This window comes from Glycomyces sp. YM15, from assembly GCF_016918015.1.
GTDB lineage: Bacteria > Actinomycetota > Actinomycetes > Mycobacteriales > Micromonosporaceae > Glycomyces.
The window spans coordinates 22822-36659 of record NZ_JAERMK010000016.1 but is presented as its reverse complement, the minus strand read 5'-3'; the positions used below and the strand labels follow the sequence as shown (position 1 = coordinate 36659).

Sequence of the window (13838 nt, the reverse complement as noted above, 5' to 3'; positions counted from 1 at the left end):
TTCAGCGAACGTTCCCGATTCACGGTCCTCTCGGTACGCCATATCCTGTCGTCCTGCCCGCACACTGGAGGTTCCATGCCGTCCGTCAACGACGCTGCCGACGCCATCACTCGTAGCACCAGCAACGCTTCGGATCTCGCAGGAAGCATCGGCGCGGGCGCTGACGTCCTCGGTCAGCTCACTGCAGCGGTCGCTGCGCTCGGCGCTGAAGGCCACGCACACGAAGCGGCAGCGATCTGTGTGGATCTGGTGGCCATGCGCGAACGCGCTGACCATCTCACCAGTGACCTCGCGATGTTGCAGGAACGGGTCGAGCTGTTGAAGCGCTGACGGCCGCTGCCGTGAGGCCCCAGTGCCATGTACGTCGAAGTGTCACAGCAAGCTGCGAGAATGCGTGCATGTTCTCTGGACTTGACGCTATCAACTGGGCCGCTCTGGATCACGCGTACGGCCCTGCGGGCGAAGTACCGGCGCTGCTGGTGCTGCTGCGGTCCCCGGACCCGGAGCGGCGACGCCAGGCGCTCAGTGACTTCTGGGTCAAGGTCCATCATCAGGGTTCGATCTACTCGTCGACGGCTGCGGCACTGCCGTTCCTGATCGACATCGCAGCCGACGCTCGTACGCCCGACCGGGGCAGCGTGGTGTCGCTCGTGGCGAGCATCGGGAAGGAAGCGTCGTATTGGCTCGGCGCCGGGTATGAAAGCGACGGTGTCGCTGATGCGATCGTTGACTGTTTCGCAGTGAACGCGGACCGTTTCCGAGAGTTCACGGCCGACGCGGACCCTCGCGTGCGTGCAGCCTCGGCCGAATCGGTCGTGCACTGCGGTCTCGCCCCAGACGATGCGGCCGCTTTCATCAAGGGCCGGTTCGCTGCCGAGCCGCACCCGAATGTCCAGTTGGCGCTTGCGGCTGCAATGGCGGCCCTGGTCGAATCCGCACCAGAGACGGCGGCGGCCGCGACCGCGTGGCTGGACACCGTCGCTGAAGATCCGCGACTGGTGCCGGAGGTCCGGTTCGGGGCGCTCGCCTACCGGGTCAAGTGTGCTCCGGATGACGCCACCGCTGCGCATGTGGCCGCGGCGGTCCGCCTGCTCGGCGACTTCCCCGTGGCAGGCCTGCCCGAGCCTGCAGCCCCGAAGCCGATAGCCGGTGACGTGCCGCCGCAGATCCGCGCGGCATTCGAGGACATGGACCGGGCCGCGCTGGAACGGACGGTGGTCTCCGACCTGCTCGAGGTGTTCCATGACGGGCTCGCGGGCCGCACTGAACTGCGTGCACAGCTGCTCGCTGCCGCACTTGCACACCCTGATCCCGCGCTGCGTCTCGACGGCGTGAAACAGGCGCAGGGGTTCATGAGCGAGTGGCGAGGCGACCATGGTCCGATCATCGCCGCTCTGGCGTCACTCCTTGACGGTGACGACCGGACCGCCGCTGAAGCCGCCCGTGCCCTCGGTGCAGCGGCCCCGATCGCGGAAGCGGCCCGGCCGGCGCTCGCGGCCGCCGCCGCACGCCACCGCACCGAGTACGGGCCTGCCGCCTGGGCGGCATCCGACCCGGTGGTTCGCGAATGCCATCAGGAGACGGTACGCGCGCTCGCTCGCCTCGGTGACGAGCGAGCAGTGCCGTCCCTCGTGGACGCGTTCGACTCGGGCATGGACGTGTGGCGGGCTGTGCAAGTCGTCGGGGATCTCCCGGGCGCCGCAGGCGAGTTCGTTCCCCTGCTCGCCGGCTACCTCCGCGGCCTCCCGCGCGGCGACGGGCATGACATGACTCGGAACGCGGCCGTGGCTGCGCTTCGCACGTTGGGCGACCCTGCGGCCGTTCCCGTGCTCATTGAACAGCTTCCCGCGCCCGGTTCCACAGGCCCCGGCTTGGCCACCACCGCTGCATTGCAGGCGCTTGCCGCGCTCGGATCCGACGCGGCTGCGGCGCTTCCGCACGTCCGCGCGCTCATCGGCTCCGACGATGCACACACTCGGCCTGCGGCAGTCGCAGCGCTGTGGGCTCTCACGCGAGACGCCAGCATAGTGCTGCCGCATGTCCAGTACCTCTTGGACAGCACCATCACCTTCTGGCTCACTGAAGCTGCCGATGTCGCCGCCGGCATCGGCCCGGAGGCGAGCGGCCTGCTGCCGCAGTTGCGGAACCTGCTCGACCACGGCTACGAATGGCAGCCCGGTCAAGAGCCGCGCTGCGGCAGCGTTGACGCGGATCTACGTCGATGCGGTGCGTGAACGCGGCTTCGCTGGCGACGGCCCGACCGAGAAGCCGGACCTGGACGTCGAAATCGCGCTGGGGCAGGCGATCGACCGTGCACGGCAGCAGTTGTTGCTGCTGGAGGCGGTGCGCGTGCGGTTCTACCGGCAGCTGGTCGACGAGGCACCGTCACCGGCGGTGGGACAGAAGATCCTTAAGGAGCTGCACGTCCGCGACGATGCGTGGCAGGAAATGCAGGTCGAGGACTTCCGCCGGTTCGGGCCGCTCGCGTAACCAAACCCGAACCAAGCTCTACCGCTACCGCGGCCGGAAGGAGACGCAGGTGCTGTTCGCACGACAGCCTGTGTGGCGGCTCAGGATCGAAATGGTCGAAGTGGACAACCCGGTCGTGTGGCGTTTGGTGGAACTCGACCCGCGCATCGACTTGGAAGTGCTCCACGAGGTGATCCAAGCTGCGATGGGCTGGGACGACTGCCACCTGCACGTGTTCGAGACCGAGGACGGCATCGAGTACGGGGAAGCTGACCCGGAGTTCAACGGTCGAGACGAGACCACCGCAACGGTTGCCGACCTGCTCGACGGTGGACGAACACTGCTGTACACGTACGACTTCGGCGACAACTGGCGGCACCGGGTCACCCGGGGCTCAGTGAGCCGCGCGAAGGAGGGACTGTTCTATCCGAACTGCGCCGACGGTGCCGGCGCTTGTCCTCCTGAGGACGCAGGTGGAGCTTACCGGTGGAACATGGTCAAGCCCGTGGTCGCGGACCCTGGTCACGAAGATCATCATGACTGGATGGAATGGCTTGGTCTGGATGACCCTGCACAGTTCCGACCGGACGTGTTCGACCGTGACGCAGCGAACGGCCGCCTCCGCGACGTCAAGAAGCGCTTCATGCTTTGAACAACACGCACGTCCTGGGGCGCCACAGGTCGCGGGTCAAGTCATGTTCGGGAGAACACTGCGGGGTTCTCGCGGAGAAACGCGAGCGCTTCAGGCGGCTGCAAGTTGATGCTCGACAGTGCTTCCGGAGGGACCAGTTCGATGTCGTAGGTGCCGCGGTCCGGTTTGGTGAACTCGGTTCCGGTGCGGGCGTTCACGTCCATGTCGACCAGTTTCGCGATGAACAGTATCTGCGTTGGGGTGCTGTGCAGCGTCACCGCGTCGTGCACGGCGGTGATGTGAGCACCGAGTTCTTCGAACGCTTCACGGTGCACCGCATCTTCCGGAGTTTCGCCAGGTTCGATCCCGCCGCCGGGCAGCACCCAGTACGGGTCTCGGCCGGGCCGAGTCCGTTTGATGAGGACCAGGCGGTTCTCGCTGTTGAAGAGGAACACTCGAGCGGTCCTGCGGGCCGTGTCCATGCGTGCTCCATGACGGTTGCGGTGTCTGGCGTGACCGATACGCTCAGTGATCTTAGGGTCCCATACTCGAGGAGCTGCACCGTGTCCAAATCTCGCCCGTACGTGATCGCTTCCGTAGCAATGAGCCTTGACGGCTACATCGACGACGACACTGGTGAACGCCTGATCCTCTCCAACGAGGAAGACTTCGACCGCGTCGACGAGGTTCGCGCCAGCGTTGACGCGATCCTCGTTGGAGCGGAAACAATCCGCCGTGACGACCCGCGCCTGCTCGTGCGTTCAGAAGCCCGCCGTGCCGCGCGGGTCGCGGCCGGCAAGCCGTTCTCGCCGGTGAAGGTGACCATGACGTACTCGGGGAAGATCGCTGACGACGCCAGGTTCTTTACCGAAGGAGCGGTCGACAAGATCGTATACGCGGCAGGCGGCTCGGCCGGGCCGCTGCAGGCTTCGCACGGGACCGTCGCGACCGTGGTTGACGCGGGCGGGCATGTCCTGCCGTGGGACGTCCTTGATGACCTTGCCGAGCGCGGTATCGAGCGGCTCCTCGTCGAGGGCGGCTCGAGGATGCACACGATGTTCATGTTTCGGGACATGGTGGATGAGGTCCACGTTGCGCTTGCACCCTTCCTCGTCGGTCACCCTGGCGCGCCCCGGTTCGTCAACGACGCGCCGTTCCCGCAGGGCCCTGACAGTCCGTTCCGGCTCGCGGAGACGCGCGCTATCGGCGAGGTGGTGTTCGCACGCTACCTGCGCCACTGATCGGACCTGATCGGGTTCAGAACGAGTCGCAGTCAGCGTTGTCGCGTTCTTCAAGGGCGCGTTCCAGGCCGAACGCCCCGTCGAGCGCGTGCGGTACTCGTCCGCTGGCTGCCACGTCAATGTCGCGAGCTGCGGCCCAAGCGCGCGCAGCGGCGGCGCGGTCCTTGCCTGAAGGAAATGACACCGCCGGCAGCGGCACTTCCGGTTCGAGCAGCTGCACGAGGCCGACGAACTGGGCGCGCTCGCGCAGCGGCCCAAGGAGCTCGTACAGGTCGGCGGCGTGTTCGACGGAGAGCCGGATGCGGTAGAGGACACCGTCGATACCGAACGTGATCCCAAGGTCGGCTTCGCGGCCGTCGAGGTCGTCTTTGAACGGGGGCATCTGCCTGACCGTAGTTGCTGAAACGGGTTCGTGAGACTGTTTCAGTTCCTTTGGTTTGCCAGCTGGTCTGACTTCACCGGTTGATCCCCTTCAACAGGCCGAGGTCGAACAGCACTCGGCAAGGACCGCACCCTTTTTATTTCGCGCTGTGCCGCTTGAGCCGCAATGTCAACGCAGGTCAGTAGCGTGCCTCGGCGGCGTGCGGGGACTGGTTCCGTCCAGGTTCGAGACATGGTTTCGGGTCTGCCGTTTCGGCGGGCAGACTGGCTGGCATACCGAACGCAGTCCTGATGAGCGGCACAACTCGGTAGCGGGCCTCCGATGGCGTCGAAGGCTCGCAGCGCGGGTCCCTGTTGATCTCAGGGAAACGCGGCTGGCGGGTCTCCGTTCGTGCCGGAGACCCGCTTTTCACTACCGCGCTCCGGGTCAATCCGAGCAGTTCACGCAAGGTTGAGGTCGTACACCGCGCGGTCTTTCCCGGGCCCTTTGAAATCGGCGACGACCTCCACGCCGGTCTGCTGGTCGCGGTAGTCGCCGCGGCGGTTCGTGAACCCGAGCGCCAGCCACGAGGCGTGCGCGGCCGAGTTCGCCGGTTCGGACGTCAAGTAGATCCGCTTGCTTCCCGCTGCGCTCGCAACGGTTCGGACATGTCCGATGAGCTCGGCCGCGATGCCTTGCCGGCGGTGGTCCGGGTGCACGATGACGTCCTGGACGTACACGTCGACCGGGTGAGTCTGGGACCGGAATCCGATGGCGGCGCCGATGACGGTCCCGTTGTCGGCGAGAGCGACAGGGCACGTGTCGGCGAACAGCGCCGCGGCCAGCCAGTAGTCGGAAGGGTCACGGGGTCGAACCCACGGTTCACCGGTGGTCATGAGGTCGCGCACCGGTCCGGTCAGGTCAGTGGTGAGAGCGGCAATTCGCACGTAAGCCCTCCAAGGTCGTTGCTCGATTGTTGTTGCAGCGCAGTAGCAATCGCTGCAGCACAGTCACATCAGGACGATACATTTGGGCAAGCAGAACCGGTGAAACACCAGGTCAATCCCCTTGATTGCTGTCCGGACATGACAGTGGGCAGCACTGTGAGCGAAAGTGAGACGCGATGCTTCCCGAGCCTATCGACGCGAACACTTCCCCATTCGATCAGATCCGTCGCACGGACGAGTACGGCGAGTACTGGTCCGGGCGTGACCTCATGCCGCTGCTGGACTATCAGCGGTGGGAGGACTTCAAGAAGATCACCGAACGGGCGAAGAAGGCCGCCCGCAACTCCGGCCACGACGCGGAGGCTGCGTTTGCGGGGATCACCGAAGACGTGACGACCAGTGGAAACACGCCGAATCGCGTGCGGGGCAACTTCCGGTTGACGCGGTACGCCGCCTACCTCGTGGCGATGAACGGCGACCCGAACAAGCCCGAAGTGGCCGCCGCGCAAACGTACTTCGCGGTCAAGACCAGGGAAGCCGAAGTGGGTGCCCCGCCGCGGGCGGCCCTCACGCCAAGGGAGATCGCGGAACTGGTCATTCGTGAAGCGGACCGGGCCGACGCTGCCGAAGCGCAAGTGGCCGTCCTGGAACCCGACGCGGCCGCGTGGCGTGTCCTCGCGTCCGCGACCGGCGACTACTCGGTGGAAGACGCCGCGAAGCTCCTGTCGCGGGACTCCCGCGTCACCATCGGGAAGATCCGCTTGTTCCAGTTCCTCAACACGGAAGGTCTGATCTACCGTCACAAAGGCGACGGGTGCTGGCATGTCTACCAGTCGGCAATCGACACTGGCCGTCTGGCCGAACGCGCCCAGTCGCACTGGAACCCGAAAACTGAGGAATGGCAGGTGGATGCCCCCCAGGTGCGCGTCACCGTGAAGGGGTTGCAGCACCTGCATCAGCGGCTCACCACTGTCGTGGACGTGGAGCGGGCGAAGGCCACCGCAAGGTCGTGATCGAGGTGGGCGCGGCACGCCGCCGCCACGGCACGTCGATCGGAAGGCGTGGGCGGCGCCTGCTACCCGCTGCCAGGCGGAGCCGGCGCTGGCGTCGACGCCGACAACCGTTTCCGCGCCCACATCGACTTCAGCGCCCCCACACCCCAGCACCGACCTTCGACTTGACCGCAAGAGGACGATTGACGCCTGTCGACAAGCTGGTGTGTCTTCCGTACCATCTGGGCTGACTGCGCAGGAGGTTCCATGTTCGCCGAGTTCCGCCAGCAAGGCGCACTGGCGCCCTACATCCAACTCGCCAACTACACGCGGTCGCTCATCATTCAGGGGACGGCACTACCTGGAACGAGACTCCCGTCGGTTCGAGTCACCGCTAAGGAGTCGGGCGTCTCGACGGCTACGGTCGACAGGGCGTGGGCCGTCCTCAAGCGTGAGGGACTGTTGAGAGGCGTGCAGGGCGTCGGTGTTGAAGTTGCCGACCTCATCGCCTCGCAGTACGGCCACACGGGTCCGGCCAGCTCGAGTCGGATTGTGCATGACGGCCAGCCGGTGCGCACCAGCGACATCCCCGCTTGGGTCTGCGCACGTCTCGATGGCGCTGACGTGATTCGCCGCTTCCACTGGATCGAATCAGGTGGTGTGTGTCTTCAGCACGACTTCATCTGGTTCGCCCCGGACCTGGCGGCAGTGGTTCCCGAGCTGGATTTCGCGGGGGCGCTGCACGGACCTTGGCAGGAGATGTACAGCGACCGTACCGGTGTCACAGTCCACAGCAAGGTGGTCCACTGTGCCCGTCTGGCCGACGATGTCGACCGCGACCGGTTCGAACTCGCTGAGACCGCAGCGGTTCTCGTTGCTCGACGCGAATACTCGGTCGACGGCGGCATCAAGGTATGCGGCGAGACGTCGTATCGGCCTGGTACTGACGTCCCCGCCTACTGACACGAAAACGGTAGGTCGTCGCTGGCGGCGCGTGCAGAGTCGACTGGTTCTTGAGCATCCAGCAATCGATTCTATTGCGCCGCAATCGAACTAGTGTCCTAAAGAGACTCGATGAGGAGTTTTGACTGCTGAGCGGGCAGTCGAAAGCCGATACGCTTACCGGATGCTTCACAACGTCTCCGCAGCAACGCTGCCCGGATCCCCCTCAGTTCCGAACGAGGACGCGTACGCGACCGGGCCCGGCTGGGCGCTCGTCATCGACGGCGTCACCCGCACGCCCGACGACGGGTGCGTGCACGACGTGCCCTGGTTCGTGAAAGGCCTCGTGCACGGCCTCGCCGCACGCCTCCCTGGCGGCTCCACGAGCTTGGAGTCCATTCTTGCCGCGGCGATCCACGACGTGGCCGAGTCGCACCGGGACACGTGCGACTTGGAGAACCGTACGAGCCCGGCAGCGCAGGTCGCGATCGTCCGCGTTCAGCGCGGCATCGGCGAGTATCTGGTGCTCGGGGACTGCACGGTTGTGTGGCAGGTCGACGGGGATGCGCCGGTCGCGGTCTGCGACGACCGCGTGGACCGGCTGCCGAACCCGCCGGCACCGGTCCTCATCAACGGTGTTCGCCGCTACCCGCTCGACTACATCGCGCGGGTGAGGAACAACCCGGATGCGAAGGGCGGATTCTGGGTTGCGTCCACTGACCCGCAAGCGGCGGCGGAGGGACTGTCGGGGCAGATTCCCGTCGACCGGCCTGGGACGATCGCGCTGCTCTCGGACGGGCTCACGCGGCTCGTCGAACGGTACGGGTGGACGTGGGCGGGTCTGCTCGAGGCAGGGGCGGCCCGCGGCGTGCCGGAACTCATTCGCGTCGTCCATGAAGCCGACCGTGCCGCCGGCGCGACCGGCGGCCGCGGGAAAGCGAGCGACGACGCGACCGGTGTGCTCCTCGCCAGCTACTGAACCACGGTCGCGTGTGCGGCGCAGCCAAACCGGAGTGCAAGCGTCGAGGCTGCACCAGCGAACGCGGGGACGCAGGTCTGTTGGGAGGCAGGGATAATGCGGAGGTCCCCTTCTCATCCCCCTTCAGGTGCGGTCCCCGCTGCGGCGGCTCGCTCCCGCGAAAGCAGGTCTCATGGCCGCCGCCTCCACGTTCGTGTTCCCCGCGCTGCAAGCGGTGGTGTTCTTCGGTGCTTTCGCGCTCCTGCTCACCACCGCGGGTGTGACGTTCGGGATGGTGCTTTCGGAGATTCCCGCGAGATCTGCAGGGCTGATCGCCAGGCGAGGGCTTCGTCGGGCGTTTATGGTCGCGCGGCGAGGACGACGGATCGCGAGGACCAATCCTTCCTCGCGTGCCGGTGGCACATGGTGGTCCACAGCTGGCAAAGTCGGCAGTGCGGTCATCGGTCTCGTGCTCAGCTGCTGTCTGGCTGGGGCCGCGGTGGTCCTGATGGGTTTTCGGTTCGAGGTCATCGCCGATGGGCGCCCCTTGTTCAGCGACACTGAACGTCTCGCGCACGAAGGGATCGTTGTGTTCGCCTTGCTTGCTGCGGTGGTGGCACTTCGCGCAAGGATCGGGTTGGTGCACGCTGTCAAGCTCACCGGGGCACCGCATTCGCTTCATGTCCGTTGGCCGCTGTCGATTCCCGACGTCCGGGCTGGGGTGACGCGTGATGACCGGTTCGCGGCTGCGGTCAACGTCTACCACCTCGGTCTGCAGCAGTTCCTGTTGAAGTCTGCACTGGTGGCAACGGTGTTGTTGACGGCGCTGCCCATGGTGCTGCCGCCTCGCTCCAATCAGTTCCCCGGGCTGGGGTACGCCGTCGCGCTCGGTGTGGTGATGGTGCTCGGCTGGGTAATAGACCAGCAGTTCAGAAGACGATTGCGCGCCCTCAGCCTCGCTGCCGCGTACGTGCAGCCACCGGCGCGCCAGCGCCGCGCGGCCCAATCGCGTGCAGCGCTGGTTCGGATCGTTGCCGAAACGGAGCGGTACGCGCATCGTCTGCAACGCAAGCAGGGCCTTGATGTACGCCACCCTGTCGCGCACCTCCTGCATTTGAGCGCCGCCCAGATTCGGGGTCACCTATCGACCTTCGCGTCGGTCAGCGGTCACGTTCCCGACGAGCTCGACGTGACGCTGCGACGGATGACGCTGCTGCTCGCGGGAGCTTCAGGGCGGGAGTTCCTGGAAAGCTGCGAGGTTCGAACGCGGCACCTGGTAGACCAGGTCCAAGCCGCGCCTCAACGTCGGTCATGGTCGAGTTGGCTCTCGACCACTGTTGAACTCACGGACAAGACGGTTCGGACGCTGATGCTGCTCGCTGGGGTCACGGTGGTCTTGATACTTCTGGTTGCAGATGGTGTCACGGGCAAGGACCTTCTCGAGTGGGTGCTGCCGCAGTGATCAGCGCTCGTCGCGCATAGCGGCCTCTGTGAGCATCGCTTCGGTCTCACGGTCGACAGCGGCCATCCACGCCTGCGTGTCCGGGTCTGGGCCTTCATAGGCGGCGATCTGGGCACGCCGGGATTCCCTGCGGAGCACACGCGCCATCCAAACCTCTGGGGTCAGCCCTGCGCGCTGGGCGGCCGCGTTGATCCGGGCAATTTCGGCCGCCGTCAACGGCAGGGTGACGTGTGCTTCCGGTGCGGGCTCGTTGCCACTCATGCCGTCATCGTAGGCGTGGCGTCACAGATAAGCCATCGTTCACGGTGTCGCTGCGTCGATGAGGTCTCGCGCGCCTTCGTCGAGGAGCCGCTGCGCGACTGCGTCGCCGAGCTTCGCGGCGTCGCCGCTGCCTGCGGTCCCGGATGCATCAAGGGCACGGCGGCCGTCCGGCGAGTACACGCGGGCGTGCACGTACACGTCTTGGCCGTTGAACATCGCGTGCGCGGCAACGGCAGTTCGGCAGTTCCCGCGGAGCGTTCGCAGGAGCGCCCGTTCGCACGTCGCTTCAATGCGGGTCGCGGGATGGTCGAGCGGGGCCAGAAGCGCCCGTGTGGGTGCGTCGTCTACGCGGCATTGGAGCGCGATGATGCCGCCGCCGATCGCAGGCAGGAGGTCGTCAGTGCTGAACGTGTCCGTGGCCGCGGCGATCTGTCCGACGCGGACGAGACCGGCTTCAGCCATGATGAGCGCGTCAACGTCGCCAGCGTGCAACTTCGCAAGCCTGGTCCCGGCGTTGCCGCGGATGGGCACGTAGTCGAGGTCATCGCGGAGCCTTCGCAGTTGCGCAGTCCGGCGCGGCGAAGACGTACCGACGCGGGCGCCGGCGGGCAGCTGGTTGAACGTGAGGCCTCCAGGGTGGACGAGGCAATCGGCGGGGCTGTCCCGTTCGCGGAACGCCGCGAACATGGTGCCCTCGGGCATTGGCGAATCGCCCGGCACGTCCTTGAGGCAGTGAACGGCCACGTCTGCGCGGCCGCCGATGACGAGCTGGTCGACTTCTTTGCAGAACAGGGCCTTCCCGCCGTGGTCGGCGAGCGCGCCAGTCCACCTGTCGCCTTCGGTCGTGGTCGTGACCGCTTCGACGGTGATCCCCGGGTGATGGTCCTCGAGGAGAACCCGGACGCGTTCGACTTGGGCGAGCGCCATAGGCGAATCGCGCGAGGCCAGACGGATGATGGTGTCGCTCATGGCTTCACCGTAGAGCGATCCGTGTGCGCTACGACGGTGGGCACGCCGCGACTGGCGTGGTGCTGGATCGGCTCCGCGGCCGCGGAACGTGTGACCTATCGTGGGGTAGGGACCCAGGACCCGCTGACGCCAAGGCGTCAGCGGGTTTTCACCTGTCCGGGCCCCGATACGGTGCGACCGGGTCAGGCAGCAGCCCCGGCGGTGTCAGCTCGGTACAGCTCAAGGATCGGTTTCGGGACGCGCCCGTACGGCTGGACGCCGTACCCGTTCCGTTTCGCCCACTCGCGGACACGGGCGGGCTCCCCGTTGGTGACCCGGCGGCGCTTGGGCCGTTCGCCGGGGGCCAGGAGGCGGGCCCGGCCGAGCTTGCGGCCTTTCACCTGGTACCTGGAGAGCACTCGCCGCAGCTCGTTCGCGTGCGCCGTGGACAGGTCGATCTCGTACACCTGCTCGTCAACCGCGAACCGAAGCGTTTCGTCGGCGGTCGTGCCGTCCAGGTCGTCAATGAGGTGGATGATGCGCTGCTTCGCCATGTCGAATGTGGCCTTCCAATTGAGGCGTTGCGGAAACGGTCAATGACGTTTCCCTACTTGCATTCTTAATGTTGTCTGGGCCGTACCACAACGCGGCAACAACTGTGTCGCAACGCAACAATGAAAGGTTGCAAGCAGGCAGAAGGCAGATATACTTGCAGCACAAGCAAGTGAACACCCCTACGCGAAAGGTCGCTAATGGACTTCCGTACCCTCAATTCAGCAACGAAGTACCCGTCGATTCTCGCCTACCACCAGCCGCAGCCTGAACATCGCGGCAAGCTGGAAGCAACACCATGCGTTGACTTTCGCGGTCGGGACGTCATCCTTACTGAGAAGGTGGATGGGACGAACGGTCGGATCATCATCCTGCCCGGCGGCGACTGGTTCATCGGCTCGCGGGAAGACCTCATCACCGCGCGCGGTGACCGCGTCCCGAACCAAGGCCCGGTGAACCTCGCCATGGCGCGGGCGTTGGTTCCCGCTGCCGAGCAGGCCGCTGCGGCCTGGGACGGGAAGGACGCGCTGGTCATCTGGGCGGAAGTGTACGGTGCAGCCACTGCAGCAGGCTGGCAGAACTACTCGACGGACAAGCACACGGTCGGGGCGCGGATCTTCGACGTCGCGCTCATCGACCCGGCCATCCTCACGCAGACCGCCGCGGCCGCGGCCGCGTGGCGGGACGCTGGAGGACAGCAGTTCGCGCCGCTGGACCTGAAGATGGACCTGCCGCTCGAGCGTGTCCCTGAGCTCGGCGTCGTGAACGGGGACGACATTCCCACCGACATCGAGGGCGCGCACGCGTGGCTGACTTCGGTCCTCACCGAAACCCAGGTCCGGTTGGACGGCACCGGGAAAGGCCAAGCGGAAGGGATCGTCATCCGAACTGCGAGCAGGGACCGGATTGCGAAGCTCCGACACCCTGACTACCAGAAGCATGCGCGGATCCTGGAGAACGCGACACGTCAACGCCGGTAATGCCGAACGTGAAGCCGCCGCACTCATCGAGTGCGGCGGCTTCGGTGTTCCTGCCTGCCGTGAACGGCCGATGCGGGCCCTGGTACCAGCAGAGCGCCGCCATGTCGCGGTTAGCTAGGGGCGACAGGTTCAGTCTATCGTCGCCCGCTGTTCGATGTGGACGAGCCGATCGGCCAGCGCCATGACCTCACGGTCAAGGTCGGCTCGTTCCGCGGGTGTGGCTACGGTGTCGCCAACGACGACAGCAAGCCTCACGAGGGCGTGCCGGACCTCGCGGCACACGACCGGGGCCGCGCTCTCGTGGTCCGCTACGGCTGTGATGGCAGCGGTGAGCGCGTCGAACACGTCCACCTGGTCGCGGCCGGGATCTTCCTTGGTCAGGTCAGCTGCTGTCTGGCCTTCCCACAAGTCCACGTCGTCACGTTCGAACTCGGCTGCGAACCAGTCAACGTCGCAGTCCCAGTCATCCTCCCAGCCGTCGTCCTCGTCAGGGAAGTCCGCATCTTGGACGGCTGCTTCGGCGGCGTACGCGACGGCATGATCGGCCTCAAACTGGCGGTACTGGTCGGGGTCGAAGTTGAAGATCGTCTCCACCTCCCATGGGATGAGGACCGAGTCGCAGTGGGCCAGCGCGGCACGCATGCTGACGAGATCCCCCGGGTCGGGGAGAGTGGCTTCCGCGAGGGGCATGACAGGGCTGTGGGGCTGGTCAAGACGCTGGCACGTCAAGGCAACACTGAGGAATGGTGCGTCGCCGAGCACCCGTTCGATCGTCACAGCCAGGCCGAACCCGGTGTCGTGCCGGTACGTGCCAGCCAGGGTCCATGCACCGTCGACAGGAAGGTGCATCACCCAGATCGGGGGGCGAAGATGCGCAGTGGCTCGCTTGAACGCTGCAGGTTCCATACCCCAATGTTGTCGTGCAGTATGGCACTTGACCTGCAAAAACAGTGGTTGTTGCCCGATTGTGGCAAGATCGAAGCGAGCCGAGTCGTCACCGGTTCCCTACCCGAGGCAACAGTGTGGCGGGCCCCCCCCCCCCGGGCGGCCCCCCCCCCCAAAACCATGGACGCCAAACCCAGCGAAACCCCCGG

17 protein-coding genes are annotated in these 13838 nt (G+C 66.0%); 10 read left to right on the top strand and 7 right to left on the bottom strand.

The window, feature by feature from the left end:
* The first annotated feature begins 75 nt into the window (after window positions 1–75).
* The 4 genes from JHY01_RS17535 (at window position 76) to JHY01_RS17520 (ending at window position 3121) form a co-directional block, all read left to right on the top strand.
* Window positions 76–330, top strand: coding sequence for a hypothetical protein (locus tag JHY01_RS17535; RefSeq protein WP_205326960.1), 255 nt, complete (start codon window positions 76–78; stop codon window positions 328–330).
* Window positions 331–479: 149 nt separating this feature from the next.
* Window positions 480–2234 carry a HEAT repeat domain-containing protein gene (locus tag JHY01_RS17530; RefSeq protein WP_205326959.1) on the top strand — a complete coding sequence of 585 codons (1755 nt, stop codon included), beginning with the start codon at window positions 480–482 and terminating at the stop codon, window positions 2232–2234.
* Window positions 2227–2490, top strand: a complete 264-nt coding sequence (locus JHY01_RS17525) for a hypothetical protein (RefSeq protein ID WP_205326958.1) — start codon at window positions 2227–2229, stop codon at window positions 2488–2490. The genes JHY01_RS17530 and JHY01_RS17525 overlap by 8 nt, the downstream gene beginning before the upstream one ends.
* 49 nt (window positions 2491–2539) lie before the next feature.
* The gene (locus JHY01_RS17520) at window positions 2540–3121 is read left to right on the top strand and encodes a plasmid pRiA4b ORF-3 family protein (protein ID WP_205326957.1); all 582 of its coding nucleotides are present in this window, start codon (window positions 2540–2542) and stop codon (window positions 3119–3121) included.
* A 41-nt stretch (window positions 3122–3162) separates the two neighbouring features.
* On the opposite strand, the gene JHY01_RS17515 is transcribed toward JHY01_RS17520, so the two are convergent.
* Complete coding sequence (locus tag JHY01_RS17515) at window positions 3163–3582, bottom strand: NUDIX domain-containing protein (RefSeq protein WP_205326956.1); 420 nt, start codon at window positions 3580–3582, stop codon at window positions 3163–3165.
* Window positions 3583–3663: 81 nt separating this feature from the next.
* Between JHY01_RS17515 and JHY01_RS17510 the strand changes: the two genes are divergently transcribed.
* The gene (locus JHY01_RS17510) at window positions 3664–4341 is read left to right on the top strand and encodes a RibD family protein (RefSeq protein ID WP_205326955.1); all 678 of its coding nucleotides are present in this window, start codon (window positions 3664–3666) and stop codon (window positions 4339–4341) included.
* A gap of 16 nt (window positions 4342–4357) precedes the next feature.
* On the opposite strand, the gene JHY01_RS17505 is transcribed toward JHY01_RS17510, so the two are convergent.
* On the bottom strand, window positions 4358–4723 hold the full coding sequence (locus JHY01_RS17505; RefSeq protein ID WP_205326954.1) for a histone-like nucleoid-structuring protein Lsr2: 366 nt from the start codon (window positions 4721–4723) through the stop codon (window positions 4358–4360).
* 440 nt (window positions 4724–5163) lie between these two features.
* Window positions 5164–5649: a GNAT family N-acetyltransferase gene (locus JHY01_RS17500; protein ID WP_205326953.1), complete on the bottom strand. Its 486-nt coding sequence runs from the start codon at window positions 5647–5649 to the stop codon at window positions 5164–5166.
* A 176-nt stretch (window positions 5650–5825) separates the two neighbouring features.
* Here JHY01_RS17500 and JHY01_RS17495 point away from each other — a divergent pair, with 176 nt between their 5' ends.
* From JHY01_RS17495 to JHY01_RS17480, 4 genes are all read left to right on the top strand, one after another.
* Window positions 5826–6662: a phage antirepressor KilAC domain-containing protein gene (locus JHY01_RS17495; RefSeq protein WP_205326952.1), complete on the top strand. Its 837-nt coding sequence runs from the start codon at window positions 5826–5828 to the stop codon at window positions 6660–6662.
* 246 nt (window positions 6663–6908) lie between these two features.
* Complete coding sequence (locus tag JHY01_RS17490; protein ID WP_205326951.1) at window positions 6909–7604, top strand: GntR family transcriptional regulator; 696 nt, start codon at window positions 6909–6911, stop codon at window positions 7602–7604.
* A 163-nt stretch (window positions 7605–7767) separates the two neighbouring features.
* On the top strand, window positions 7768–8562 hold the full coding sequence (locus JHY01_RS17485; RefSeq protein ID WP_205326950.1) for a hypothetical protein: 795 nt from the start codon (window positions 7768–7770) through the stop codon (window positions 8560–8562).
* A gap of 172 nt (window positions 8563–8734) precedes the next feature.
* Window positions 8735–10003, top strand: coding sequence for a hypothetical protein (locus JHY01_RS17480; RefSeq protein ID WP_205326949.1), 1269 nt, complete (start codon window positions 8735–8737; stop codon window positions 10001–10003).
* Here JHY01_RS17480 and JHY01_RS17475 read toward each other — a convergent pair whose 3' ends face one another.
* The 3 genes from JHY01_RS17475 to JHY01_RS17465 all read right to left on the bottom strand — a co-directional run bounded on the left by JHY01_RS17475 (window position 10004) and on the right by JHY01_RS17465 (window position 11766).
* On the bottom strand, window positions 10004–10264 hold the full coding sequence (locus JHY01_RS17475; RefSeq protein ID WP_205326948.1) for a hypothetical protein: 261 nt from the start codon (window positions 10262–10264) through the stop codon (window positions 10004–10006).
* A gap of 39 nt (window positions 10265–10303) precedes the next feature.
* Window positions 10304–11233 (bottom strand): hydroxymethylbilane synthase, encoded by a 930-nt coding sequence (gene hemC, locus JHY01_RS17470; protein WP_205326947.1) that lies wholly within the window; start codon window positions 11231–11233, stop codon window positions 10304–10306.
* Between the two features lie 182 nt (window positions 11234–11415).
* Complete coding sequence (locus JHY01_RS17465) at window positions 11416–11766, bottom strand: Lsr2 family protein (RefSeq protein WP_205326946.1); 351 nt, start codon at window positions 11764–11766, stop codon at window positions 11416–11418.
* 198 nt (window positions 11767–11964) lie between these two features.
* Between JHY01_RS17465 and JHY01_RS17460 the strand changes: the two genes are divergently transcribed.
* Window positions 11965–12744 carry an RNA ligase family protein gene (locus JHY01_RS17460; RefSeq protein ID WP_240192925.1) on the top strand — a complete coding sequence of 260 codons (780 nt, stop codon included), beginning with the start codon at window positions 11965–11967 and terminating at the stop codon, window positions 12742–12744.
* Window positions 12745–12873: 129 nt separating this feature from the next.
* Here JHY01_RS17460 and JHY01_RS17455 read toward each other — a convergent pair whose 3' ends face one another.
* Window positions 12874–13650, bottom strand: coding sequence for a hypothetical protein (locus tag JHY01_RS17455; protein WP_205326944.1), 777 nt, complete (start codon window positions 13648–13650; stop codon window positions 12874–12876).
* Window positions 13651–13838 lie beyond the last annotated feature (188 nt).

What these genes read in the sequence shown, in the direction of transcription:
- JHY01_RS17480 (WP_205326949.1), top strand. Translation starts at nt 8,735, where the DNA reads ATGGCCGCCGCCTCCACGTTCGTGTTCCCCGCGCTGCAAGCGGTGGTG.
- JHY01_RS17505 (WP_205326954.1), bottom strand. Translation starts at nt 4,723, where the DNA reads ATGCCCCCGTTCAAAGACGACCTCGACGGCCGCGAAGCCGACCTTGGG.
- JHY01_RS17455 (WP_205326944.1), bottom strand. Translation starts at nt 13,650, where the DNA reads ATGGAACCTGCAGCGTTCAAGCGAGCCACTGCGCATCTTCGCCCCCCG.
- JHY01_RS17515 (WP_205326956.1), bottom strand. Translation starts at nt 3,582, where the DNA reads ATGGACACGGCCCGCAGGACCGCTCGAGTGTTCCTCTTCAACAGCGAG.
- JHY01_RS17495 (WP_205326952.1), top strand. Translation starts at nt 5,826, where the DNA reads ATGCTTCCCGAGCCTATCGACGCGAACACTTCCCCATTCGATCAGATC.
- hemC (WP_205326947.1), bottom strand. Translation starts at nt 11,233, where the DNA reads ATGAGCGACACCATCATCCGTCTGGCCTCGCGCGATTCGCCTATGGCG.
- JHY01_RS17465 (WP_205326946.1), bottom strand. Translation starts at nt 11,766, where the DNA reads ATGGCGAAGCAGCGCATCATCCACCTCATTGACGACCTGGACGGCACG.
- JHY01_RS17490 (WP_205326951.1), top strand. Translation starts at nt 6,909, where the DNA reads ATGTTCGCCGAGTTCCGCCAGCAAGGCGCACTGGCGCCCTACATCCAA.
- JHY01_RS17535 (WP_205326960.1), top strand. Translation starts at nt 76, where the DNA reads ATGCCGTCCGTCAACGACGCTGCCGACGCCATCACTCGTAGCACCAGC.
- JHY01_RS17485 (WP_205326950.1), top strand. Translation starts at nt 7,768, where the DNA reads ATGCTTCACAACGTCTCCGCAGCAACGCTGCCCGGATCCCCCTCAGTT.
- JHY01_RS17460 (WP_240192925.1), top strand. Translation starts at nt 11,965, where the DNA reads ATGGACTTCCGTACCCTCAATTCAGCAACGAAGTACCCGTCGATTCTC.
- JHY01_RS17475 (WP_205326948.1), bottom strand. Translation starts at nt 10,264, where the DNA reads ATGAGTGGCAACGAGCCCGCACCGGAAGCACACGTCACCCTGCCGTTG.